Here is a 24,549-nt window from a genome sequence, read left to right on the forward strand (position 1 = left end):
TCCGCCAGAGCGCGCCAGCGCCGCCAATCGATCGTCACCGGCCTAAGCCGTCGTCCACCGCCCTCCCGCAGGAAAGGCAGAGAGCACGTGTCCCGCACGATCACCATTCAGTTTCCCGGCACGGAACGACGCCACACTGTGCATGCTGGCATCCACATCAACGGTGAATGGGTCGACCTCGCCGATACGTTCGCCGTGGTCGACCCCGCGACCGGAGATGAGTTCGCCGCCGTCTCAGACGGTCGCGCGAGGCATGCGATGGACGCGCTGGACGCGGCCCACGCCGCACAGGGCTCCTGGGCGGACTTCGCACCTCGGGTTCGCGCGGACCTTCTGCACACGGTCCATCAGCTGCTGACCGACCGCGCGGAGGCGTTCATCGACGTGATGGTGCTTGAGGCCGGGAAACCCCGCGCAGAGGCGGCGGGCGAGGTATCCCTCACCCTCGACTTCGTCAAGTGGCTGGCCGAACAGGCGGCCCACGTACATGGTTCCTACGCACGGGCGTCGCGCGGCGACTTCCGGATCATCACCACCACACAGCCGGTCGGACCGAGTCTCCTGGTCTCGCCGTGGAACTTCCCGGTCCTGATCCCCGTTCGCAAGGCGGCCGCGGCACTCGCGGCCGGTTGCACGGCCATCATGAAGCCCGCGGAACAGACCCCGCTCACCGCCGCCCTGTTCATGCAGACCCTGGTCGACGCGGGGCTCCCTGCCGGGGTGATGAACCTCGTCCACACCACGCGTCCGGCAGAACTCTCCGAACGCCTCATGCAGGACCAGCGACTGCGCAAGGTCAGCTTCACCGGATCCGTCGCGGTGGGCTCGCTAATGCTGCGCCAAAGCGCCCGCAACATCACCAGCGTCCAACTCGAGCTCGGCGGAAACGGCCCCTTCATCGTCCTGGACGACGCCGACCTCGACAACGCCGTCGAACAAGCCATCGCCGCCAAGTTCCGCAACGCCGGGCAGGCCTGCGTCGCCGCCAACCGGATCATCCTGCATCAAGCCATCGCAGACGAGTTCACCGAACGATTCCTCGAGCAGACCCGCACCCTCGTGGTCGGCCCCGGCTACCGCAACGGCGTGGACGTGGGACCGATGATCTCCGAAAACCAGCGCAACGCCACCGCCGAGACCGTGGAGTCGATCGTCGGCGAAAAGGCCGAACTGTTAATCGGGGGAAAGCCGATCGGTGGCGACGGCTACTTCTTCGAACCCACCGTGCTGCGGATGCGGGAGAAGGCGCCGGAGTTCTCCTGTCAAGAACTCTTCGCCCCGGTAGCACCGCTGTTCACCGTCAACTCGGTCGACGAAGCGATCGAGTTCGCCAACGACACCGTCTACGGGCTGGCCGGTTACCTATTCACACGGGACCTGTCACGCGCGATCGGCATCAGCGAACGACTCGACGTCGGGATGGTTGGGGTCAACCGCGGCATCATGGCGGACCCCGCAGCACCGTTCGGGGGCGTGAAGACCTCGGGCCTGGGTCGGGAGGGCGGCCACTCGGCGCTCGAGGAGTTCCTCGAGACCAAGTACGTGGCGCTCACCGTGCATTAGTTAGCGGGCCTCAGTCTCAGAAGCCGCGGCTTAACTTCCCAGCCTGATTCACCACAGTCACTCCCTCGAACGGTCCAATCCCAGCGCGCGAAGGCGCTTGCGGATCTCACATCAAGTTAGGACGGCAAGTCATGGCACATCGATTGGACGGCAAGGTCGCGATCATCACCGGAGCCGCCCGTGGGCAAGGCGCGGCGGAGGCACGGCTGTTCGCCTCCGAAGGAGCGTCGGTGGTCATCACCGATATCCGCGAGGACGCCTTGGCCACGGTGGAGAAGGAACTCCGCGATGCTAGGGCCTCAGTGCTAGCCACCCGCCTCGACGTCAGCGACGAGGCCAACTGGGAGCGAACCGTTGCCGAAACCCTCGACGTCTTCGACCGGCTCGACATTCTGGTCAACAACGCCGGCATCCTCAACATGGCGGGCGTGGAGGAGACATCGCTTGAGCAGTGGAACCAGATCGTGTCGGTCAACCAGACCGGCGTCTGGCTGGGGATGAAGCACGCCCTGCCGGCCATGCGCCGATCCGGCGGCGGCTCCATCATCAACGTCTCCTCGATCTATGGCCTGATCGGCAGCGGGGCCGCTGCTGCCTACCAGGCCACCAAGGGCGCCGTGCGCATCCTCACCAAGACCGCAGCGATCCAGTACGCACCCGAAGGCATCCGGATCAACTCCATCCACCCCGGCGTCATCGACACCGGCATGGTCGAGGAGGAAGTGCCTGCCGAGTTCCAGCCGGCACTGATCGCCGCGACACCACTCGGCCGGATGGGCACGCCCGAAGAGATTGCCTACGGCGCTCTCTTCCTCGCCTCCGACGAATCATCCTTCGCAACAGGATCCGAACTCGTCCTCGACGGCGGCTACACAACCCAATGAGGACCGCTGGGCTGCTGGGCCGCAAGACTGGCCGGGGTTCTACACCTACGCGGTGCTTTGAGCCGCGCGCATGGGTCCTTGACAGCACTGAAAAGTCGGCGGGAGGTCGGCCGCGACTGCAGGTCGACGTCGCGAGCGTTACGGCCGGCTTCCATGCGCGTCTCAGTGCTGGCAACTTGGACGCGGTGGGCCGAGGTCAGTCCTAGTGACTCGTATCGCAGGGGCAACTCGTCGAAAACTCTGAGGCACGACATCGCACCTTGATGACATAAGGATTGCTTCGACGACTGTCAGCCGGCCGCCGCCGGTGACGCCACAGAAAGGGATCGGCTGTGAAGCAGCCCATGGAGTGGGTCTTCGACGACTTCGAGGTGGGCCAGGTCTTCGACAGCCAGCGCCGGACCGTCACCGAAGCCGACGTGATGATGTTCGCCAGCTGGAGCTGGGACACCAACCCGGTGCATACCGATGCGGTCGGACAAGCGCACAGCCGCTTCGGCGGGCCGATCGCACATGGCCTCCTAGGAATGTCGATCGCGATGGGTCTCGTTTCGCGCATCGGGGTCTTTGAAGGTTGCTCAGTCGCGCTGCTCGGTGTAGATGAGTGGCGGTTCGTCGCGCCCATCCGGAGCGGAGACACTCTGGGGGCGAGTGTGGAGATCCTGGCGACGCGCAAGAGTTCGTCAGGACAGAGCGGGATCCTGCAACGCTGGTTCACCCTGGTCAACCAGCACGAGGACGTCGTCCAGCAGGGCCGCATCGATCTTATGGTCAATGCCCGGAGGGCGGACCAGTCGGCACCAACCTGACCGCAGGAAGGGTCGGTGACGAGCACAGCCGCAGCCAAGGGTCACGCCGAGGCGGGCCGTCAGATCAGAGCAAGTCGACGTGCGGCTAAACCCACCCGAATCGCCCCGGGCTTCGTGGAGGCTCTCTCACTCGTTAATGACGGGTATCCTGAGACTGGAAGCGTGGGCGAATTCCTCACCCCGCCGAGCGAATCGGTAGCTTCCGGCCCGAGACCGTAGCTGTTGCGATGTACTTGATGGCATCCAGAGGGGTTTCGGTTCAGATCCCTTCCACGTGGTGAGACTATCCACTGGTCGGCGTAGGAGTGCTGTGAAGCTCCCGGTTCTTCCGGCGAAGACGCTCGGCTGGTGCCACCCGACCGACGACAGCCTCGGCCGTTGCCAACGCCCACGTCGACGCCAACCAGCGAGTTCGAGCAATACGTGAGAAGTGACTACAGGTCGTAGTACTGACTGACTGACCCATGCTGACCTGCGCAAATGTCGACGTTGGTCCTCCATTTGTACCACCTGTGTAACGGATGCGGGGACGACGCTCAGCATGTCGCGCGGTGGCAGCGGCCGGCTTCGCCAGGAGGGGGAATGGCGCCGGGCTTTCGCGGCGATTTCTCAGCCGATGAGCGCTGCTTGGACCTTGCCGAGCAATGATCGCGCTAGAGATTTGTTGGCCGTGCTCTGTTCCGTGAGGTTGCGTCGTCTCGCCTCGAGTTCGAGGCGCTGGCCGACCCGAGCTCCTGGCTCGTCGATGCCGCTGGCCAGTCCGGCTGCGATGGCCATGGCTGCCCAGTCGTTGCGGGCGGTGGCCGGCACGGCGTGGGCAACGACGTCGGTGGGCGGGTCTTCGGCCATCTCGTCGACGACTTTGCGGACGCCCGAGTAGATCCGGGAGGCGTGCCGCCAGGCTTCGATGACGGCCTCCCTGCGGTCTTCAGGGTCGTCGACGAGGCCGCGTTCTATTGAGGCCACGAGGCGGGTGTGCCAGCGGAGCAGCAGCGCGTTCGCGAGGTCATCGACGTTGTTGAAGTAGGTGTCGGTGCCTTCGATGTTGGTGGGGATTTGCCCGTCGTTTCGGGCGAGGATCTCCTCGATCAGATTGTGGAGGACTGTTGCGCGGCTCGGCTTCGGTCGGTCCTTTACGGGTACTCCTTCGTGGGACTGGATGGTGAGTGGCTGACTTACTGAATGGGTAGAGATGCGAACCCGCGGATCGGGCCTGAGCGGAGTCGGACCGCGGAGTCGATGTCGACATCCCAGTCACGGCGGCGGGTGAGGAGTGCTCGCAGAGCGATACGTGTAGGAGGAAACCATGAACGGCAGGGGTGCAGCCTGCGGCTGGGTCTCCACGGCTGCCAGTTCGAGCAAACGACCAGCGTCACGCCTTCGGTATCCTGTGACGAGGGTCACCGCACGCGGCGGCGGCGCGGCTAGAGGAGTGATGTGGTGAGCGTCGAGATGGAGACGGGTTTGGCCACATGGCTGGCCGGCTTCTTGGGCGCCGAGGCGCAACCTGAAATGGTGCGAAAATGGGTTGATCGGACCTATACGGCGATCACGACGGAGATCCCGCAACTAGCCCGAGACGAGCGCTTGGCCGCAGCGCTCCACAGTGCGGTCGAGCAGCACTGGCTGGCGTTCCTGCACAACTTCGCCCAGCCCGAGTTCGAGTTCAGGCTGGTCGAGAGCGGTCGCACGTTGGCAGTCGAGATCGCTGCCGCCGGACTGCCGGTTGAGGTGGTCATCAAGATTTACCGCGTGGCTCAGCAAGATGTGTGGGCCTACGGAACAGAAGTGATTCAGCAGATCTCGCCCGAGGTGTGCAGCCAGAGCGACGCGCTGATCTACTTCTGGGACCGGGCAGGTGCGTGGATCCAGGCCGCGATCGACGTCTCCACCAGCATCTACCACGCCACGAGGTCGAAGCAGAGCGCTACACCCGAGATCCGTTTGCTCGGCGCCGTCCGCGAGGTACTTACGGGCGACGCTTCAGACCCACGCAGGATCTCGGCCCATCTCGGCGGCTATCCAGTGACGCTCAAGCAGACCGCGCTGGTCCTCGAGGGAGCGCATGCTGACCATGTCACCCTGGAGCGTTTGGCGGGGCAGGCCGCCGAGGCCGTCGGGGCCGGCCGTCAACTTGTCGTGCATCCCGGGCAGGGCCGCGCTTGGGCTTGGATGGTCGGCACCTTCGACGCACGCCGACTCAACGAGTTGAACGGACTCCTGAGCAGCACGGACATGTCGATCTCGGTCGGCGTGACCGCCGAGGGCCTCGACGGCTTCATCATGTCGCACGAGGATGCCGTCGCCACGCACGAGATCGTCTGTCGAGCACCACGTGACCCGCGACAATCCAGGGTGACGTTCTATGAGGACGTCGAGCTCAGCGCGCTTCTGGCCTGCAGCCCCCGAGTCGACCGATTCGTCACGCGTGTTCTCGGCCAGCTAGCGGAGAACGACGGCACCATGGAGAAGTTGCGCGAGACGATCGCGGCATTTCTGGACCACGGGCGCAATGTGGATGAGGCGGCGTCGACGCTCTCTGTGCACCGCAACACTGTCCGGTACCGCCTCGGGCAGGCTGAAGGAGTGCTTGCCATTCCGATCGCAAAACTGGGCGCAGATCTCGAGGTGGCGTTGCGGCATTACCAGCTTTTTCATTCCGGAGACTGAGCCGCGTTCAGGCAGTCCGCGGCGCCGATGCCGCCTGCCCCATCCCGACACATGACCCCGCGTCGTGCCATGAACCGGGTACGCCGATCAACTCGCGTAGCCCCAAGACGACGGCACCTGGGTCGATCGCGAACACCGCCCCTAGTGTGGAGTCGCGGCGATAGAGAACGATGCATCCGGGACCGGGGTTGCCGAGGGCCAGCGTCTCGTCGCAGTGCGGGAACCCGGCGAACTGGAGCCGGTGCCCGTACCAGTTCGACCAGACTGACGGGATCCCAGTGAGTGTGATGGGTGAGCCATCTGTGACTGCATTGTGACCGGCCACGCCGCCCTGCTCGGCGGCGCTGGTCCAATTTGCCAAGCGCAGCAGGTCGCCGCCGATCGATGCCCAGGGGGCATGGGCCACGTCACCGCATGCACAACACGTCGGGCACGCTGGTGCGAAGGTCGGGACCGCACACGATGCCCCCGTCGTTGGGGTGGAGCATGATGCCCGAGTCGATGAGCCATCTGGTCGCCGGTTGGGCGCCGCGGTCGACGACAACGAGGTCGGCAGCCAGCGTGGTGCCGCCTCGCAAAGCGACGGCGGCGACGTGCCCGCGGTGACTCTCGAGCGCCTCGACCTCGACACCCACCCGCAGATCGGTGCCGGCCTGTCGCTGCAGGGCAGCGCAGATGCGTCCAGCCTCCAGTCCAACGGCGCGCACTAGCGGGAGCGGTTGGACGTCGAGGAGAACGACCGACATACCGCGTGCGCGAGCTGCTGAGGCGACTTCGGAACCGATCAGCCCAGCACCGATCACCACGACCCGAGCGCGCCGGTCCAGTGCCTAGCGCACGATGTATGCATCAGCCGCGGTTCTCAGCGTCGTCACGCCAGATGCGTCCGAACCCTCGAACCGGTCATGATGGGCTCGGGTCGCGATGATTTGCCGGTCCTAGCAGAGGCTCTCGCGTTCGTCGAGCTCGAGTGTGCGCCGGGCAAACTGCAACGCGGTTGCTTGTCGTCCGCCGAGAAACTCGACGCCCAGCTTTCGAGACAGCTGTTCGACGGTACGGAATGTCTGAACTGTCGTCTTCACTCCCACGGCCAGGACCGACTCGGACAGAGGGGGACGGTCGTAAGGAGGCAACTCCTCGGCCCCCACGAGAGTGATCGATCCGGTGAAGCCAGCCAGACGAGCCGTCTCAGCAGCGCGAAGCCCGGCGAGTCCGGCGCCGACGACCACGAGCCGGTCGTGGGAGGTGTTCATTGACGCAACGTCCACACTGATCCCGAGGCGCGGCAGGCTCTGAAGAGATGTGCGCCGGCTGCGCCCTGGGTCGCCAAGGTGGCCTCCTTCTCCTAGCTTGCTTGCGACCCGGTCTCGGGACAGGACCTTGGGGTGGCCTGCGTTACCGTGCCAGCCGCGACGAGCGATCACCCTGGACGTCGGAACAACGGTGAGCGCGATTCTTGGCGTGGTTGACACGGCGCCTGCACTTTTGTCGAGCGGTCCAACCCCGCCGGCCGGATTTGGCGTCGAGAGCCACGAACGCACGTGAGGGCCGCGAGAGCATATCGCCACGTCCGGTGAATCCCCGAGCGGGAGTCGCGCCGACGCGCCCGTGCAGAGTGTGCGGTCTCTTTCGTCCTTGGGAGTTCATTTGTCCAGTTACAACCTCGCGACTCTGCTCGAGTCGAGTGCGGAGTCCTTCCCAGAGCGCACCGCGATCGTCTTCGGCGACACCCGGTTGACCTACGCCCAGGTCAACGGTCTGGCCAACCAGGTCGCCGGCGCGCTGGCCGAGCGTGGTGTGGGGTGTGGGGATAAGGTGGCGCTCAGCTGTCCGAACCTGCCGTACTTCTCGATCGTCTATTTCGGCATACTCAAGGCCGGTGCCTCCGTGGTGCCGCTGAACGTGCTTCTCAAGGGGCGCGAGGTGGCCTACCACCTGGCCGACTCCGACGCGAAGGCGTACTTGTGCTTCCAGGGCACGCCGGAGTTGCCGATCGGTCAGGCCGGCCACGAGGGCTTCGAATCCACCGAGGGCTGCGAGCACTTCTTCGTCATCACCGCCGATCCAGCTGCGGCCTCGCCGATCGAGGGCACCACCACGCTGTTCCAGGCGATCGGGTCGCAGCCGCCGACGTTCGAGACCGTCGAGACCGACGAGGACGATACCGCGGTCATCCTCTACACCTCCGGAACGACGGGCCAGCCCAAGGGGGCGGAACTGCGGCACCGCAACATGCGCGACAACGCGCTGTCCGGCGAGGCGCTGTTCGGGGCGAGCGCCGAGGAGCCCGACACACACCTGTGTGTGCTGCCGCTGTTCCACTCCTTCGGACAGACCGTCATCCAGAACGGCGGCTTCGCCTACGGCGGCACGGTCGTCATGCTGCCCCGCTTTGAGGCCGAGCCCGCGCTGGCGCTCATGCAGAAGGAGGGCGTGACGTTCTTCGCCGGCGTCCCCACCATGTACTGGGGCCTACTCGGTGCCCTGACCCCCGAGGTCGACGTCGAGGCCCTCGCGAGGAACCTCCGGGTCGCTGTGGCCGGCGGTTCCGCGCTGCCGGTGGAGGTGCACAAGGACTTCGAGAAAGAGTTCGGCGTCACGATCTTGGAGGGCTATGGCCTCTCCGAGACCAGCCCGGTCGCCTCGTTCAGCCCGCACGGCCAGCCCCAGCGGGTCGGCTCGATCGGCCTGCCGATCCCCGGCGTGGAGATGTGCCTGCTGCAGGCCGACAGCTGGGAGAAGGTCCCCGACGGCATCGAGGAGGACGGCAAGACCTCCGTCGGCGAGATCGCGATCAAGGGCCACAACATCATGAAGGGCTACCACGGCCGGCCCGACGCGACCGCCGAGGTACTCAACGAGGAGGGCTGGTTCCGCTCCGGCGACCTGGGCCGCAAGGACGCCGACGGCTTCTACTACATCGTCGACCGGTCCAAGGACATGATCATCCGCGGCGGCTACAACGTCTACCCGCGAGAGATCGAGGAGGCCCTGATGACCCACGAGGACGTCTCGCTCGCCGCGGTCATCGGCGTCCCACATGAGTCCCGCGGCGAGGAGGTCAAAGCGTTCGTCATCCTCAACCAAGGCGCCACGACCACCGGCGAGGACCTCGTGGCCTGGGGCAAGGAGCAGATGGCGAACTACAGGTACCCCCGCATCGTCGAGGTCGTCGAGGCCCTCCCGATGACCGCTACCGGCAAGATCCTCAAGCGCGAGCTCGGCTGAGAGGGAAGCAGGGATCGACATGAAGCGGCGGCATCTACGACGAGGACCACGAGTCATTCCGAGGGTTCGTCAAGGAGTTCCTGGACCGGTCCGTGGTGCCGCATGTCGAGCAGTACGCCATCGACAAGGCGCTGCCGCGGGAGTTCTGGCTCGAGGCCGCCAAGCAGGGCTTCCTCGGCCTGGAGATCCCGAGCAGTACGGCGGCGCCGAGGCCGGCGACTACCGGTTCAACGCCGTCATGGCCGAGGAGCTCTCCAAGGTCAACGCCGCGCTCTCCTCCCGTGTCGGCATCCACGCCGACATCGTCGCGCCGTACGTCGTGGAGCTGACCACCGAGGAACAGCGCCAGCGATGGCTGCCCGGCGTGGCCAGTGGCGAGCTGCTGCTGGCGATTGGCATGACCGAGCCGTCCGGGGGCTCCGACCTCGCCGCGCTGCGCAGCGCCGCGGGGTGATCAACGGCTCCAAGACCTTCATCACCAACGGCTACTCCGCCGACATCGTCGTGACCGCCGTGCGTACCTCGCCGGAGAGGAAGGCCAAGGGCATCACGCTCTTCGCGATCCCGACCGACGCCGAGGGTCACGGTCGCGGGCGCAAACTCGACAAGGTCGGTCAGCACGAGTCCGACACCGCCGAGAGGTTCTTCGAGGGCGTGCGCGTCACCGACGACGACATCGTCGGCGAGCTCGACAACGGCTTCATCCACATGATGCAGAACCTCCCGCAGGAGCGGCTCGGCTGCGCGATCTCCAACCTCGCGCACGTCAAGCAGATCCTCGGCGAGACCATCGCCTACACGATCGACCGCAAGGCCGTCGGTGCCAGCATCGGCTCCTTCCAGCACAACAAGTTCCTCCTCGCGGGGCTGGTCACCCAGATCGAGGTCACCCAGGCCTACGTCGACCAGTGCGTCATCGCGCACACCAAGAAGGAGCTCACCCCCGTCGACGCCGCGAAGGCCAAGTGGTGGACCTCGCAGGTTGCAGAACGAAGTGCTCGACCACTGCGTCCAGCCGCACGGTGGCTACGGCTTCATGAACGAGCACCGCGTCGGGCCTGGCGCGATGCCCGCGTTTCGAAGATCTGGGCCGGCTCCAACAAGATCATGAAGGAGCTCATCGGCCGCGACCTCGGCCTGTGACGTCATGCAACGTGCGGTCGCTGACGTCCATGCTCGAGGATTGGTGATGCTCAGACCGTCGCCCTCTGATCGGGGGAGTTTCGTCCTTGAGGAGCGCCATGGTGATCTTGGACCGTGCTCACTGCTCTGGGAGCAGGCATTTCAGGTCGTCGTCGGCCAGAATCGACCCAAGACGGTGGGCGATGGTCGTGCGCAGCGCACTCACGTCTGGATGGGATGTGCCTGGCGACAGGGTGGTCCGCGACGGCTGGAAGTGACGACGATTCGTCTGCGGTCCACCTGGGTTCGGAGGTCCAAGCACTCCTCAGGTGCGCCGTTCGCTGCAACGGTAACGGCGCACCGGCATCATCCCTTCGCGATGAGCTGGGCGGCCCGTTCGCCGATGACGACCGATGGCGCGTGGGTGTGGCCGCGGATGATCTCAGGCATCACCGAGGCGTCCGCGACGCGGAGGCAGTGGACGCCTCGAACGCGGAGCTCGGGGTCGACGACGGAGGCGTCGTCGAGCCCCATCCGGGCGGTCGATGTCGGGTGGTAGAGCGTGTGTGACGTCTGCTCCAGGGCCGCGAGCAGGAGGTCTTCGCGCGACAACTTCTCGCCACCCATCGGTGCGATGTATGCGCCGGTGGCGAACTTCTTGATGGCAGGGGTGCTGAGGATGTCCAGGGTCATGTCGAGGCCACGCAGCATCGTTGCCCGGTCGCTACCTTCGGGGTCCGAGAGATAGTGGGGCTCGATGATGGGCTTGGCCAGGGGGTCGGCGGTCGAGAGCCGGATCTCACCTCGGCTCTCCGGCCGGAGGAGGATCGGTCCTGCGGAGAGGCCGTCAGCCGGGATCCCGTTGAGACCCTCCTCGACGTACGCGACCGGCGCGAAGAGGATCTCGACATCCGGCAGGGCCAGCGAGGGGTCTGTGCGGACGAACCCGTACGCCTCGGCGATGTTTGACGTCAGCATGCCCCGACGCTTCAGCAGGAAGCGGATCAGTTGGGAGACGCCGGTGGCGTCCTTCAGCGTCTCGCCGTCGACGCCGATGGCGAAGAGACTGACCAGGTGGTCACGCATGTTGGCGCCGACCTCCGATGATGCAGCCAAGACGTCGATGCCGAGGCGGCGCAGCTGCTCGGGATCGCCGATGCCCGACAACATGAGCAGCTGGGGGGTGTTGACCGCGCCGCCACACAGGATGACCTCGCGCGAGGCGTGTGCGGTGAGGAGAGAGCCGTCCTTCGCCCTGTAGTCCACGCCTGTGGCCGTACGCCCCGCGAACACCACGCGAGTGGCGTGGCATTCGGTGCGGATGGTGAGGTTCTCGCGCTTCTTGCGGATAGGCGTGAGGTAGGCCCGCGCCGAGCTGTGTCTAGTGCCGTTGGACTGCGTCACCCGGGTGCGGGTGAAACCGTTCGGCTCCTCACCGTTGGGGGTCTCCACCTGGTACCCCGCCTGTTGGACGGCGTCGAGGAAGGCGCTGGTCATCTCGCGCGGGTCGCGCTGCTCCTGCACGCTCACGTGAGTGGAGGCGAAGGTGGAGGCCAGCGCCCGGTGACTCCACTGGGGACCTGCCAGCTCAGCCCAGGTGTCGTAGTCCGCGGCGAAGCCCGGCACCCACATCATCGCGTTCATGGCCGACGAGCCGCCGAGCACTTTGCCACGGGGCCAGTAGATGGTTCGGCCGCCGAGCCCCTGCTGCGGTGTCGTCTCGTAGTTCCAGTCGTAGTTGGACTTGAAGAGCTCGGAGAATGCCGCCGGGATGGCGATGTTGGGGCTCTTGGCCTCGCCTCCGGCTTCCAGGAGGAGCACGCGGACGGAGGGGTTCGCCGAGAGCCGGTTGGCCAAGGGAGAGCCGGCGGAACCGGCGCCGACGATGACGTAGTCGAAGTTGTCAGTCATGAGAGTGTCCGTTCGTTGGTGGAGGGCTGATCAGGCGCGGAAGGCCGAGGCGAAGATGCTCGGCAGCTTGGCCCAGGAGGGACCGCTCGCGTACCCGCTGAGCTTGCGTCCGGTGCTGGCGGCGCTGCGAGCGGTGACGAACCACGGCGGCTTCGGGAACAGCGCCATCTCGCCGTTGAGCACCGACCGCGGGAACGGACGGAACGGCCCGGTCACGACAGTCCGCTCGGAGTGAGCCATCAGCAGGGCGTTGTGCACGATTCCGATGCCACTCTGGGCGTCATCGAGGGTGTGCCCCGGGAAAGCGCCCCACGTCGCGGTGGGGGCGAGGAAGGCGAGTCCGGTCCACGTGTTGATGGCAATCCCTCCGTAGTCCAGCCGGGAGACCGCCTCGTCAAAGGCCGCGCCGAGATTGCGACGCTCGGCAGGTGCGATGAGGATGTTGGCGCTCAGCGTCCCGGCCAGCTCATGGTTGACGTACTCGATCGCACGGTCGAGCAAGCCGCGGGCGCCGCCGCCGTCCAGCTCCACCAGCCCCAGGACCGGAGCGAAGTACTCGGTGCGCATGAGCGGGCATACTTCGTCCGGCTGGACCTGGATGAGCAGCCGGTCGCCGTCCGAAAAGGTCTCTGCCCCCGAGTGGGCACGTGCCGCGTCTTTCAGCCGCTGGTCGCTGCCCGGGTACCAAGGGGCGCGCGACGGTACCCGAGTCAGGGCCGCGCGAAGTTCGCGCACGAACTCCTCACGCTGGGGCCAGGCGGCGTCGATCACGATCATCTGTGCCGCGCAGCAGTTGTGGCCGGCGTTGTGGAGCCGCATCGAGACGATGTTCTCCGCTTGGAATCGCAGGTCGGCCGGGGTCCACTCGCCGGGCACGACAATGACGGGCGAGACCCCGCCGAGCTCACTGGTGATCGGCTTGTTGAGCACGGGGCGCCCCTCCCGGCGCCGCGTGGCCGAGTCCTTCCCGCGTCCCCACACGATGGCGTCGTGCGTCTCGACGCTGCCAGTGATGTGGACATGAGATATGCCGTCGTGGTTGCACAGATAGGCGCCTTCGGTCGCGCCACCCTGAACCACACGCAGGAGGTCGGCCTCGATGAGAGGCGCGAGTGCGTGTCGGTAGACCGTCAACAGGTTGGCGAACGTGGGATTGATTTTGAGGATGGTCGCGCGGTGGTGGACGACCAGCTCGGTCAGCACGTCGAGTGGGCCGATGGAGGTGATGTTGCCCGCGCCCAGGACAAGCCCTACCCCTCCGGACACACCGGTTCGACTGGCATCAGCGCCGGAGTCGGTGCGCACGTCGGCTTCGCTCACGCCAGGCAGCGTCCACACCTCGGCGGAGAAGCCGTGAAACAGCAACGCCTCGCGAGAGTCGAGCGGAAGCACCCGCCAGGCCAGCCGGCCGCCCGGTGCCTTCTTAGGGGTGATCGAACCGATGGGGGACACGCCGCCCGCCAAGGTGGCGAGGGAATGGGCAACGGTGCCGAACCCGGCCAGCGTCGCGTACGGCCCGCTCAACCACTCCTCGCCCGCGAGAGCGGACTTGGGGTCGAGGCCCTTGATGTCGAGAGCGGTGCGGGTCCAACGCTCAGCCACCCGAGCGACGGAGTCGTGGGTGCGAGCGATGAGTTCTCCACGTTCCCCGAGGCTCATCGCGGCCCACGCCTTCGCGCCGGTGGACAACCGTTCGATGGCGGCGTCGAACCCGCTGACGTCAACGGGCGGTGCCGGGGTGACAAGCGACATCGTCTCTCCTTCTCGAGGTACACGGTCGTGCGTGATCACTAAAGGATGTGGCGTTCGGCACACGCGGCCCTAGAGGCCTAGAGCCAGAAATAGCGAATGCGACTGTGCAGGGTTCCAAAGCGGCAGGGCGTGGCTCGTGGGTCGAAGGATGTCGATGGATCGCTGTCCTTCGATGAGGCCGTCGCCGTGTCACGCCGGACGTACAGCGCTGCTTGAGAAAAAGCGCTCCAGGCTCATCGCCCCCGCCTGGTTGCCGTGGGACGGCAGTTGGCTCGCTCGACAAAGTCGTGGCGCATATCTGGCGTCCCTGCATAAGACGGCGGTGGTGCTCGTCACGTTGACTCCGACTATCAGCACGAACAGCCCGCCGCGTCCCACGCGCGCAGCACCCCTTGCGAAAGGAACGAGAAATGCCCACCGTCACCTTTGTCGAGCACGACGGCACTCCTCACACGATCGACTTCGTCGAGGGCCAATCGATGATGGAAGCCGCCACGAACAACGCTGTTCCTGGCATCGAGGGCGACTGCGGTGGCGAGGCCGCGTGTGGCACCTGCCACATCATCATCACCGACGACTGGATCTCGACGACCGGAACGCGCAGCGATCGTGAGAGCCAGATGATCGAGATGTCGCCCGAGTGTCAGGCCAACTCTCGTCTGGCTTGTCAGCTGGTCGCCTCCAAAGCCATGGACGGGCTGAAGGTCCGCCTTCCCGAGTTCCAGATGTGATCCACGGACGACACACACCTCACGATAGGCGGACGAGATGAAGACGAAGAAGAACGTGCTCGAGCGCGCGATGGTCTCGGTGCAGACCAAGGTCCAGGCAACGGTGCCTGCCGAGCGGCAAGTCCAGGCCGCGCACATGGCCAAGAAGGCACAGCGTCTCGCCGGCAAGGGCAAGCCGCTCGTGCTCACCGAACGACCGATCCCGGACGCGGCGGACGTGCCGCTCGCCGAGCTTGATGTCAGCAATCCCTTCCTGTTCCGGCAAGGGAAGAGTCGTGACTACTTCAAGCGCCTTCGCGAGGAGGCCCCTGTCCACTACATGCCCGATAGCCCGTTCGGTCCGTTCTGGTCGATCACGCGCTACGAGGACATTCGGGCCGTCGACACCAATGCGGAGGTCTTCTCGGCCGAACCGGTCATCGTGATGGGGGACATCCCGTTGGAGATCGCGATGTTCATCGCCATGGATCCGCCGCGGCACGACACCCAGCGCAAGGCCGTCCAGGGTGTCGTCGCACCCAAAAACCTCAAGGAGATGGAGTCGCTCATCCGGGAGCGAATCGTCGAGGTGCTAGACAGCCTGCCGACCGACCGGCCGTTCGACTGGGTGGACCGGGTCTCGATCGAGATCACGGGGCGCATGCTGGCGACGCTGCTCGACTTCCCCTACGAGCAGCGCCGCAAGCTTACGTACTGGTCCGATGCGATCAGCGGCACCACGGAGGGCACCGGCGGCATCACGCACCAGGACGAGTTCTTCAAGGCGACGGCTGAGCTCGCTCGGGAGTTCATCGCTCTGTGGCACGACAAGGCTGCGCGCAGGGAGCAGGGGGAGACGGGTTTCGACCTCGTCACCCTCATGCAGTCCTCCGATGAAACCAAGGACATGATCTCGCGCCCCCTCGAGTTCCTCGGCAACCTGACGCTGCTGATCGTCGGCGGCAACGACACCACCCGGAACTCCATGTCTGGCGGGGTGCTGGCGCTGCACCAGAACCGGGATCAGTTCGAGAAGTTGAAGGCCAATCCCGACCTCATCCCCAACATGGTCTCGGAGATCATCCGCTGGCAGACCCCTCTGGCCTACATGCGTCGCATCGCGACGCGCGACGTGCACTTTGGCGGACAGTTCATCCGCAAGGGCGACAAGATCATCATGTGGTACGCGTCCGGCAACCGCGACGAGGCCCAGTTCGACGACCCCGACGCCTTCCGCATTGATCGTGCCAACGCCCGCCACCACATGTCTTTCGGGTTTGGTGTGCACCGTTGCATGGGCAACCGGCTCGCCGAGATGCAGCTGCGCATCCTCTGGGAGGAGCTGTTGGCCCGGTTCGACCAGATCGAGGTCATCGGCGAACCCACGTACGTCCAGTCCAACTTCGTGAGGGGTTATGGACGGATGATCGTGCAGCTCACGCCTAAGTCCGACGGCTGACACGAGGACGAGAGACTCATGGGCACAGCTCGCGTCATCATCGTCGGAGCCAGTCATGCCAGCGCCCAAATGTGCGCCAGCCTGCGCCAGGACGGCTGGACTGGGGAGATCCTCCTGCTTGGCGACGAGCCGGGGCTGCCGTACCAACGCCCGCCGTTGTCCAAGGCCTACCTCGCCGGGAAACTCAGTCCTGACGAGCTCCTCATCCGCAAGCCGGACTTCTATCTCAAGCAGGAAGTCAGGTTTCGCCCAGCACGCGTGGTGAAGCTGCACCCGGACGCCCTCCAAGTCGAGCTGGAGGACGGGGAAGTCCTCGACTTCGACCACTTGGCCCTGTGCCTAGGGGCACGCCCACGGCGACTGAGCCTGCCTGGCGCCCACCTCAACGGAGTGCACTACCTGCGGGGTGCCGCCGACATCCAGGGGATCCAGGCCGACCTGCCGACGAGCAAGCACGCCGTGATCATTGGCGGCGGATACATCGGCCTGGAGACAGCAGCCTCCCTCCGTCAGCTGGGCCTCACCGTCACCGTGCTCGAGACGGCCGGGCGCGTGCTCCAGCGAGTGACCGCACCCGAGGTCTCGACGTTCTACGAGCGGATTCATCGTGAAGAAGGCATTGACCTTCGCACGGACGTCGAGGTCCTCGCGCTTGAGGGCGGCGATCGCGTACGTGGAGTGCTGCTCGCAGGCGACGAGGTACTGCAAGCGGATCTTGCCATCGTGGGGATCGGTGTCGTCCCAAACGTGGAGCTCGCCCAGGAGGCCGGGCTCGCGGTGTCGGATGGCATCGTCATCGACGGTCATGGCCAAACCGATCATGCCCACATCTACGCCGCGGGTGACTGCGCCAACTACTTCGATGCCCGCTATGGCCGTCGGCTGCGTCTAGAGTCAGTCCCGAACGCAGTGGAGCAGGCAAAGACGGTCGCCGCCACGATCTGTGGCAAAGACAAGGAGATCTCCGGACTGCCATGGTTCTGGTCGGATCAGTACGACCTGAAGCTCCAGATCGCTGGTCTGAGCGCCGGTTATGAAGAGGTGGTCCTGCGTGGCGATCCAAGCGTGGGCCGCGACTTCGCCTGCTTCTACCTGAACGAAGGCCGAATTATCGCGGCCGACTGCGTCAACAGGCCGCAGGAATTCATGTTTAGCAAGAGGGCCATCGGGGCCAACCTCGCGCCGCAGCGCAAATTACTGGCCGACCCCGACACCGCTCTGGCGTCCCTGCTGCAAGTCGCGGAGAGTGCGGGCTGATGGCAAGTGGAAGGCAGGTACGGTCGGCGAAGAGCGCTCCGCCCAGCTCCGTGAGCTCGGCGTGGATGCGGCCATACGCGTAGCTCCCGCGTCAGGCGACATCGACCTCCCGGATGAGACCGGTCAGCCAGTGGCGGCGCAGTTGCGTCGCCGATGTGGGACGGCGTTTGCAGCGGTAGTAGGCCTATCGCGACACCCCGAGGACCTGGCAGCACTTGTCGACGGGAACCCCGGCGTCGGCGAGACGGTCGATCACCGGGTGGATCCACTTTGGGTGGAGCTGGTCCTGATCGATGCTGCTCCTTGTTGCTGGGAACGAGACCACGACGAACCTGTTGGGCGGGATGTTCGAGACCTTTGCGCGCAACCCAGAGCAGTATGACCGCGTCCGGGAGAACCCTGACCTGATTCCGATGGCGATCGAGGAGCACATGCGATTCTCCAGCCCCATCCAGAATCTGTACCGCTACACGGCGCGCCGACTACGATGTTGCTGGTGTCAAAATTCCCAAAGGGTCAAGGGTGCTTCTCTCCTTCGGTGCCGCGAATCGAGACCCCGTTGCGTTCGAGGATCCCAACACCTACCGCGCTGACCGCAACCCCAAGATGCACGTCGGGTTCGGTCACGGCGCACACCTCTGTGTCGGAGCACCCTTGGCACGGATGGAAGCCCACGCCGTCCTCACGGAACTCATCGACCGCGTATCGCGGATCGAGCTGTCTGGTGATCCGACATGGTCGACCAACAGTTCGTTGCGCGGGCCCACCAGGCTCGCAGTTCGATTCGTCACCACGTGATGCTCACTTCCTGCGGGTGGCCTGCCCCAGGTCCCACGCCGCAGTTCTGTTGAGCTGGCTATCGATGGCCATGACGGGCGCGTTCCTCACTTGCGCATCCTCACCCCGGTCCGCGTCGACCCACTTTGCGGAACTCGCTTGGCGACTGCCCGGTCCAGCGCCTGAAGGCGTGAGAGAAGTTCGGCAGGTCGCTGTAGCCGAGATCGACGGCGATCTGACTGATCGTCAGGGAGTGGTCGAGCAGTCGGACGATGGCCCTCTCGCGTAGTAGGGATTGTCGAACCTCCCGGAAGGTCGTCCCCTCGTCGTCAAGTCGTCTCTTCATGGTGCTGGTGGAGACGCCGAGGAGTGCTGCGACCTCCTGGCTGCTGCTACGCCCGGGATCCTCCTCGAGCAGTCGCCTCACGCTCTCCGTAACGCTGGTGGCACTGGTGTTCCGCTCAAGCGTGCGGCTCAGCTCGGCGATGGCCAGGCGGTAAGCAAGCGGGTCTGGGAATCGGCAGCGGGCCTGAAGCGTCTCGGCGGGCACGTCGATGAAGGATGCATGCGCGTCGAATGCCAGACGTCCGGTCAGGAGATCTATGTAGCCCTCCGGAAACTGGGGGGCCTTCCAGGCCAGGTGCAGTGTTACGCCTGGCAGCGTGCCGGCCAGCATGTCGAGCAGTCGAAGCAAAGCCGCGCCACCGTAGGTGATGACCAGGCAGTCGAGATCGGGGTCGCCGGTGTGGCCGCTGAGGCCTACCGTCAGGCTGCGCTGGCCCTGGTGGAAGTGGGGGCGAAGGGCCCCGGAGATGACGGGCAGGTACCCGAGCAGCTCGAAGACCTCGGTGACGGATCCAGCGCTGACCAGGGGAAGGCTCAAGGGACCAAACGAGGTCAGCTGGGCCCTCTCGGCGAATGCGAGCCCGAGGTGGGTGGCGCCTTCGGGGTCGAGGTCGGGGTAGACCTCGCGGAACCAGCGGATCGGCACCTGTCGGTCGTGCCGGACCAGATCCAGCTCGGACGTCCCCTGGTGGTCGATGATCCGACGAAAGTGGGCCACGGCGTCGGGCTCGAGTGCGTCGCTGTTCAAGAGCTGGACGAACGCCAGCGGAGGCACCCCGGGCTCGTGAGCCTTCATCCTGCCTCCTGAGCCGAAATCACAACATATTGACGCGGGTGACCATAGCCACAGCGCCACCGGAGCGCAAACACTTGACTCACGTTCAAGCAAGGAGCTGTTTCATGTCAGATGTCACCTTCATCTCCCACGACGGAGAGAAGCGCGAGGCACCCCTTGAGGAGGGTGCGTCCCTCATGCAGATCGCGGTCGACAACATGGTGCCCGGGGTCGACGGCGACTGCGGCGGAGAGGCCGCGTGTGGCACGTGCCACGTGATTGTCGATGACCAGTGGGTCGCCGAGGTCGGCCGTTCAGGTCCGGTCGAGGAGGAGATGCTCGCCATGAACCCCGAGCGCGAGCCGGCGTCTCGTCTGGCGTGCCAGATGCGCGTGAGCGAGAACTGGGACGGCCTCGTCGTTCGACTCCCCGAATTCCAGATGTGACCGACGAGAGGAAGACCGCGTCATGACGACCCTGACTACCGTGACCGACGCCGTGACTGAGCGAGTTCAGTCCGTCGTCCCTATGCAGATGCAGATCCGTGGGGCGCACCTATACGACAAGACCCGTCGTTTCGTGACACGGACCAATGGACAAAAGATCTTCGTCGAGGAGCCCATCCCCCCCGTGGAGGAGGTCGCCCTCGCCGATATCGACCTGAGCAACCCGTTCCTGTACCGGCAGGGCAGGTGGCAGGAGTACTTCGAGCGGGTGCGCAACGAGGCCCCCGTGCACTTTCAGGCCAAGAGCCCTTTCGGTCCCTTCTGGTCGGTCACCCGGCACGCCGATATCGTCGCAGTCGACAAGGACCATGAGACCTTCTCGGCGGAGCCCTTCATTATCATCGGCGAGCCTCCGCGGTTCATGGATGTCGCCATGTTCATTGCGATGGACCCGCCCAAGCACGACCGCCAGCGCGCTGCCGTCCAGGGCGTCGTGGCTCCCAAGAATCTGCGGGAGATGGAGGGGCTGATCCGCTCGCGCGTCCAAGAGGTGCTAGACGATCTCCCGATCGGTGAGCCCTTCAACTGGGTCGACCGCGTCTCGATCGAGCTCACTGCGCGCATGTTGGCAACCTTGCTGGACTTCCCCTACGAGGAGCGCCGAAAGCTCGTCGAGTGGTCAGACTTGGCTAGCTCTATGGAGCAGGCCAACGGCGGTCCTTCGGACAACGATGAGGTGTTCCGCGGGTTCGTCGACGCAGCGCGAGGGCTGAGTGCCCTGTGGCGCGACAAAGAGGCGCGGCTCGCGGCCGGCGAGGAGCCGGGCTTCGACCTGATCACGATGCTGCAGAGCAACGAGGACACCAAGGACCTGATCGATCGTCCGATGGAGTTCCTGGGCAATCTCACCCTGCTCATCGTCGGCGGCAACGACACCACGCGGAACTCCATGAGCGGCGGTGTCCTCGCACTGAACCGGTTCCCCGACCAGTTCGAGAAGCTCAAGGCCAACCCCGACCTCATCCCGAACATGGTCTCGGAGATCATCCGCTGGCAGACACCCTTGGCCTACATGCGCCGCGTGGCCAAGAAGGACACGATGCTCAACGGACAGTTCATCCGCAAGGGAGACAAGCTCGTGATGTGGTATGCCTCGGGCAACCGCGACGAGCGCGTGTTCGACCGGCCGGACGACCTGATCATCGACCGACGCAACGCTCGCAACCACATCTCCTTCGGTTTCGGTGTCCACCGGTGCATGGGCAACCGACTGGCGGAGATGCAGCTGCGAATCCTGTGGGAGGAGCTGCTGCCGCGCTTCGACAAGATCGAGGTCGTCGACGAACCGGAGTACGTCCAGTCCAACTTCGTGCGCGGCATCAGCAGGCTGATGGTCCAGCTGACGCCGAAGACCGACGCGTGACCGAGGGGAGGGCGCTGGTCGTCGGTGCCAGCCATGCCGGTGTCCAGGTGGCGGCCGGACTCCGGCAGGAGGGTAGGGCAGGAGAGATCGTCGTGGTCGGTGACGAGCCGGCGCTGCCCTATCAACGTCCTCCTCTCTCCAAGGCCTACCTCGCTGGCAAGAGCAGCCTGGAAGAGCTCGCCATCCGCAAGGCGGAGTTCTACGACAAGCACGACATCCGCCTCGTGCAGGGGACGGTCACGCAGATCGATCGTGCGGCGCAACAGGTGGTGCTGAGCGACGGCACGACGATGGCGTACGCCGGTCTCGCCCTGTGCACGGGGGGCCGGGCGCGCAGCCTGTCCGTGTCCGGCATCGATCTGCCGGGGATCTTCTACCTCCGGACCTTCGCGGACGTCGCGTCGATCCGGGCTTGGGCGGCCCCGGGTCGCCACGCCGTGATCGTCGGCGGTGGATACATCGGCTTGGAGACAGCCGCGTCCCTGCGGGCACTCGGTCTGGAGGTGACGGTGCTGGAGGCCGCTGAGCGCGTGCTCGAGCGGGTCACGGCACCTGAGGTCTCGGCGTTCTACGAGCGCGTTCACCGCGATGCCGGTGTGGTTGTCCGGACGGGCGCCCTTGTCGACGCCATGGCCGGCGACGACCGCGTCCGTGAATTGGTTCTGGCGGGTGGAGAGCGGATCCTTGCCGACCTCGTGATCGTCGGTGTGGGCCTGGTTCCCAACACCGAGTTGGCCGCCGATGCTGGCCTGCTAGTCGAGGACGGAATCGTGATTGACGACCTGGCTTGCACCAGCGACCCTCGAATCGTCGCCGCCGGTGACTGTGCCAGCCACCGCATGGCTCGTTACAGCCGACTGGTCAGGCTGGAGTCTGTGCCCAGTGCCGGGGAACAGGCCAAGACGGCAGCCGCGACGCTGTGCGGTAAGGAGCGCCCTATCGCAGCGCTGCCGTGGTTCTGGTCTGACCAGTACGACCTCAAGCTGCAGATAGCGGGGTTGAACACCGGTTACGACGAGCTCGTTCTGAGTGGCGACCCCACAGATGATCGCGACTTCACCTGCTACTACCTCCAGCAGGGCCGGCTGCTGGCCGCGGACTGCGTGAATCGACCGCGGGACTTCATGGAGGCCAGGAAGGCGATCAGTCGGGGGCTCGACGTCGACCGGGCCCAGCTCAAGGCCGCCCGCGCATCCTGATGTCCCGCCTGTTGGCCCACCCGACGCGGGCCAGCTGTCGTGTCCCAGGCTCCGAATCGCGCCACTACCCCGAAGGAACCTCGATGCAGAGCACCATGATGAACATCCCCCTCACGACCGCCGCAATCCTGCGGCACGGTTCGCGCGTGCACGCTACCGCTCGTGTCCGTACGCTCCAGCCGGACGGCTCGGTCAAGGTCGGCACGTTCGCGGACGTGGGTCGCCGGTCGGCGCAACTGGCTCACGCCCTGCGCGCCCGTGGCGTGACGGGCGACGAGCGGGTCGCGACCCTCATGTGGAATAACCAGGAGCATGTCGAGGCCTACTGTGCGGTGCCCTCGATGGGCGCGGTCCTGCACACTCTCAATCCTCGCCTGGCCCCGGAGCAGTTGGTCTACATCGCCAACCATGCCGACGACCGGGTGGTGCTCGTAGACGGCACTCTGGCCACCCTCCTGGCGGCGGTCCTGCCCCAGCTCGCCCAAGTGCGCACGGTGGTGGTGACGGGCGGCGTCGACCTCGCGCCGCTGCAGCGTGACGGCGTCACCGTGGTGGCCTACGAGGACTTCATCGCCGGCCAGCCGGAGACATTCGACTGGCCGGAGGTCGACGAGTTCTCGGCCGCGGCGATGTGCTACACCTCGGGCACGACGGGCAACCCGAAGGGCGTTGCGTACAGCCACCGGTCGACGTACCTCCACTCGATGGCGGCGTGCGCCGCCGACGGGCTGAGCGTCGGCGGTGACGATGCGATCTTGGCCATCGTCCCGATGTTCCACGCCAACGCCTGGGGGCTGGTCTACGCAGCTCTGATGGCCGGAGCCGACCTGGTCATGCCCGACCGGTTCCTCCAGGCAGAGCCGTTGGTCCGCCTTATCTCCAGTGAGTGCCCCACGGTCGCCGGTGCCGTGCCGACGATCTGGAGCGACGTGCTCAACTACCTCGAGGCCAACCCCGGGCACGATATCTCCTCGTTGGGGCTGGTGGCATGCGGAGGGTCGGCTGTGCCGCTGCACCTGATGCAGGTCTTCCAGGCGAAGTACGGCGTGCAGATCGTGCAGGCTTGGGGGATGACGGAAACCTCACCGCTGGCTGCCATCGCACGGCCTCCGGCGTCGGTGAGCGGTGAGGAGCACTGGGCGCTGCGGGCCTCGCAGGGCCGGCCGGTCGCCGGGGTCGAGCTGCGGCTGGTGGACGACGAGGGCAACGAGGTGCCGCACGACGGTGAGTCGGTCGGGGAGATCCAGGTGCGTGGCCCGTGGATCACCGGGGCGTACGTCGGCGATGAGGACGCGGAGAAGTTCGACGACGGGTGGTTGCGGACGGGAGACGTCGGTCGCATGGACGATCGCAGCTTCGTCACCCTGACCGACCGCGCGAAGGACGTCATCAAGTCGGGCGGCGAGTGGATCTCCTCGGTGGAGCTCGAGTTGCTGCTCGCCGGTCACCCCGACGTGCTGGAGGCGACGGTCATCGGCGTGCCGGACGAGAAGTGGCAGGAGCGCCCTCTCGCCGTGATCGTGGTTCGGGAGGGCGCCAAGGTGGCCCCTTCGCAGCTGAGAGACTTCCTGGAGGGCAAGGTTGCCAAGTGGTGGCTGCCCGAGCGTTGGTGCTTCGTGTCCGAGGTGCCCAAGACGTCGGTTGGCAAGTTCGACAAGAAGGTGCTCCGTGCCCAGCACGCCGCCGGCGTCCTCACGGTCGTTGAGGTCTGAGCTCATTGATGGACGTGAGGCGCAGACTGGAGCAGGTCGCTTGTCCGGCGTCCGACTGGATCGATCGCTCCATCAACGAAACCAGCCGGGTCTACCACGAGGCACGCCGTCGCGTTGAGATCGGGCGGAACGCTCGCTGGATCGAAACGGTCTCCCGGGTGCTGGACGGTGAGGTCCTGGACAGCCAGTGGCTCTCATCGGAGCTAGGCGGATACCCCGTGAGCGGCTACCACACCGCGTTCGTCCTGGCTGCGGGCGAGGAGCAGGACGCTGTGGAGTCGCTCGAGGAATCGTGCCGACACCTGGCGGCAGACGCCGGGCTGCGGCCGCCGCTCGTGGTGCGTCCGGGCGGACGTCAGGCGTGGATGTGGGCTTCCACAAGTCGACAACTACCCCCCGACGCGGAACTCGCGCTTTCCAACAGTCCCGTCGGAGACCTGCGCGTCATTGTTGAGTCGAGCAGACCTGGACTGGCTAGTTTCGCATCCTGCACCACCAGGCACGGCG

The 24,549-nt window shown here is 65.7% G+C and carries 19 protein-coding genes and 4 pseudogenes; 15 read left to right on the forward strand and 8 right to left on the reverse strand.

Annotated features, from left to right (window positions below):
• Positions 1 to 87: 87 nt before the first annotated feature.
• From DAE25_RS15140 to DAE25_RS15150, 3 genes are all read left to right on the forward strand, one after another.
• On the forward strand, positions 88 to 1,563 hold the full coding sequence (locus tag DAE25_RS15140; RefSeq protein WP_199907614.1) for an NAD-dependent succinate-semialdehyde dehydrogenase: 1,476 nt from the start codon (positions 88 to 90) through the stop codon (positions 1,561 to 1,563).
• Positions 1,564 to 1,694: 131 nt separating this feature from the next.
• Positions 1,695 to 2,447 (forward strand): glucose 1-dehydrogenase, encoded by a 753-nt coding sequence (locus DAE25_RS15145; protein WP_107766981.1) that lies wholly within the window; start codon positions 1,695 to 1,697, stop codon positions 2,445 to 2,447.
• Positions 2,448 to 2,779: 332 nt separating this feature from the next.
• Entirely contained in the window at positions 2,780 to 3,256 is a 477-nt protein-coding gene (locus DAE25_RS15150; RefSeq protein ID WP_199907615.1) for a MaoC/PaaZ C-terminal domain-containing protein, read from the forward strand.
• 609 nt (positions 3,257 to 3,865) lie between these two features.
• On the opposite strand, the gene DAE25_RS15155 is transcribed toward DAE25_RS15150, so the two are convergent.
• Complete coding sequence (locus tag DAE25_RS15155; RefSeq protein ID WP_107766982.1) at positions 3,866 to 4,222, reverse strand: hypothetical protein; 357 nt, start codon at positions 4,220 to 4,222, stop codon at positions 3,866 to 3,868.
• A 474-nt stretch (positions 4,223 to 4,696) separates the two neighbouring features.
• Between DAE25_RS15155 and DAE25_RS15170 the strand changes: the two genes are divergently transcribed.
• A complete protein-coding gene (locus DAE25_RS15170; RefSeq protein WP_159083752.1) occupies positions 4,697 to 5,926 on the forward strand; it encodes a PucR family transcriptional regulator in 1,230 nt (409 codons plus the stop codon).
• Positions 5,927 to 5,933: 7 nt separating this feature from the next.
• Here the strand turns inward: DAE25_RS15170 and DAE25_RS24285 are convergent, their stop codons facing one another.
• The 3 genes from DAE25_RS24285 to DAE25_RS15185 form a co-directional block, all read right to left on the reverse strand.
• Positions 5,934 to 6,332 (reverse strand): oxidoreductase C-terminal domain-containing protein, encoded by a 399-nt coding sequence (locus DAE25_RS24285; protein ID WP_107766985.1) that lies wholly within the window; start codon positions 6,330 to 6,332, stop codon positions 5,934 to 5,936.
• A 1-nt stretch (position 6,333) separates the two neighbouring features.
• Positions 6,334 to 6,732 carry an FAD-dependent oxidoreductase gene (locus tag DAE25_RS24290; protein WP_159083753.1) on the reverse strand — a complete coding sequence of 133 codons (399 nt, stop codon included), beginning with the start codon at positions 6,730 to 6,732 and terminating at the stop codon, positions 6,334 to 6,336.
• Between the two features lie 132 nt (positions 6,733 to 6,864).
• Complete coding sequence (locus tag DAE25_RS15185; RefSeq protein WP_107766987.1) at positions 6,865 to 7,179, reverse strand: FAD-dependent oxidoreductase; 315 nt, start codon at positions 7,177 to 7,179, stop codon at positions 6,865 to 6,867.
• A 394-nt stretch (positions 7,180 to 7,573) separates the two neighbouring features.
• Between DAE25_RS15185 and DAE25_RS15190 the strand changes: the two genes are divergently transcribed.
• The 3 genes and pseudogenes from DAE25_RS15190 (at position 7,574) to DAE25_RS23980 (ending at position 10,297) form a co-directional block, all read left to right on the forward strand.
• On the forward strand, positions 7,574 to 9,154 hold the full coding sequence (locus DAE25_RS15190) for a long-chain-fatty-acid--CoA ligase (RefSeq protein WP_107766988.1): 1,581 nt from the start codon (positions 7,574 to 7,576) through the stop codon (positions 9,152 to 9,154).
• Between the two features lie 95 nt (positions 9,155 to 9,249).
• Positions 9,250 to 9,608 (forward strand): annotated as a pseudogene (locus DAE25_RS23975) (acyl-CoA dehydrogenase family protein).
• Positions 9,605 to 10,297: an acyl-CoA dehydrogenase family protein gene (locus DAE25_RS23980; RefSeq protein WP_234411069.1), complete on the forward strand. Its 693-nt coding sequence runs from the start codon at positions 9,605 to 9,607 to the stop codon at positions 10,295 to 10,297. Before DAE25_RS23975 ends, DAE25_RS23980 begins: the two are co-directional and overlap by 4 nt.
• A 345-nt stretch (positions 10,298 to 10,642) precedes the next feature.
• On the opposite strand, the gene DAE25_RS15200 is transcribed toward DAE25_RS23980, so the two are convergent.
• A complete protein-coding gene (locus DAE25_RS15200) occupies positions 10,643 to 12,187 on the reverse strand; it encodes a GMC family oxidoreductase (protein ID WP_107766989.1) in 1,545 nt (514 codons plus the stop codon).
• 30 nt (positions 12,188 to 12,217) lie between these two features.
• Entirely contained in the window at positions 12,218 to 13,939 is a 1,722-nt protein-coding gene (locus DAE25_RS15205; RefSeq protein ID WP_107766990.1) for an aldehyde dehydrogenase family protein, read from the reverse strand.
• Between the two features lie 410 nt (positions 13,940 to 14,349).
• Between DAE25_RS15205 and DAE25_RS15210 the strand changes: the two genes are divergently transcribed.
• From DAE25_RS15210 to DAE25_RS15220, 3 genes and pseudogenes are all read left to right on the forward strand, one after another.
• Positions 14,350 to 14,670, forward strand: coding sequence for a 2Fe-2S iron-sulfur cluster-binding protein (locus DAE25_RS15210; RefSeq protein WP_107766991.1), 321 nt, complete (start codon positions 14,350 to 14,352; stop codon positions 14,668 to 14,670).
• A 70-nt stretch (positions 14,671 to 14,740) separates the two neighbouring features.
• Positions 14,741 to 16,093: pseudogene (locus tag DAE25_RS15215) on the forward strand (cytochrome P450); the annotation flags it as partial.
• Positions 16,094 to 16,126: 33 nt separating this feature from the next.
• Positions 16,127 to 17,365, forward strand: a complete 1,239-nt coding sequence (locus tag DAE25_RS15220; protein ID WP_107766992.1) for an NAD(P)/FAD-dependent oxidoreductase — start codon at positions 16,127 to 16,129, stop codon at positions 17,363 to 17,365.
• Between the two features lie 94 nt (positions 17,366 to 17,459).
• Here the strand turns inward: DAE25_RS15220 and DAE25_RS23985 are convergent.
• Positions 17,460 to 17,639 (reverse strand): annotated as a pseudogene (locus DAE25_RS23985) (IS3-like element ISAar24 family transposase); the annotation flags it as partial.
• Positions 17,640 to 17,821: 182 nt separating this feature from the next.
• Here DAE25_RS23985 and DAE25_RS15225 point away from each other — a divergent pair.
• Positions 17,822 to 18,163 carry a cytochrome P450 gene (locus DAE25_RS15225; protein ID WP_199907630.1) on the forward strand — a complete coding sequence of 114 codons (342 nt, stop codon included), beginning with the start codon at positions 17,822 to 17,824 and terminating at the stop codon, positions 18,161 to 18,163.
• 100 nt (positions 18,164 to 18,263) lie between these two features.
• Here the strand turns inward: DAE25_RS15225 and DAE25_RS15230 are convergent, their stop codons facing one another.
• The gene (locus DAE25_RS15230) at positions 18,264 to 19,283 is read right to left on the reverse strand and encodes a helix-turn-helix domain-containing protein (protein ID WP_107766993.1); all 1,020 of its coding nucleotides are present in this window, start codon (positions 19,281 to 19,283) and stop codon (positions 18,264 to 18,266) included.
• Between the two features lie 104 nt (positions 19,284 to 19,387).
• On the opposite strand from DAE25_RS15230, the gene DAE25_RS15235 reads away from it, so the two are divergent.
• From DAE25_RS15235 to DAE25_RS15250, 4 genes and pseudogenes are all read left to right on the forward strand, one after another.
• On the forward strand, positions 19,388 to 19,708 hold the full coding sequence (locus tag DAE25_RS15235) for a 2Fe-2S iron-sulfur cluster-binding protein (RefSeq protein ID WP_107766994.1): 321 nt from the start codon (positions 19,388 to 19,390) through the stop codon (positions 19,706 to 19,708).
• Between the two features lie 22 nt (positions 19,709 to 19,730).
• A pseudogene (locus tag DAE25_RS15240) lies at positions 19,731 to 21,116 on the forward strand (cytochrome P450); the annotation flags it as partial.
• 11 nt (positions 21,117 to 21,127) lie between these two features.
• Positions 21,128 to 22,330 (forward strand): NAD(P)/FAD-dependent oxidoreductase, encoded by a 1,203-nt coding sequence (locus DAE25_RS15245; protein ID WP_107766996.1) that lies wholly within the window; start codon positions 21,128 to 21,130, stop codon positions 22,328 to 22,330.
• Between the two features lie 83 nt (positions 22,331 to 22,413).
• The gene (locus tag DAE25_RS15250; protein ID WP_056888911.1) at positions 22,414 to 24,042 is read left to right on the forward strand and encodes a long-chain fatty acid--CoA ligase; all 1,629 of its coding nucleotides are present in this window, start codon (positions 22,414 to 22,416) and stop codon (positions 24,040 to 24,042) included.
• Positions 24,043 to 24,549: the final 507 nt, after the last annotated feature.

Source organism: Nocardioides terrigena (genome assembly GCF_003047265.1).
GTDB lineage: Bacteria > Actinomycetota > Actinomycetes > Propionibacteriales > Nocardioidaceae > Nocardioides > Nocardioides terrigena.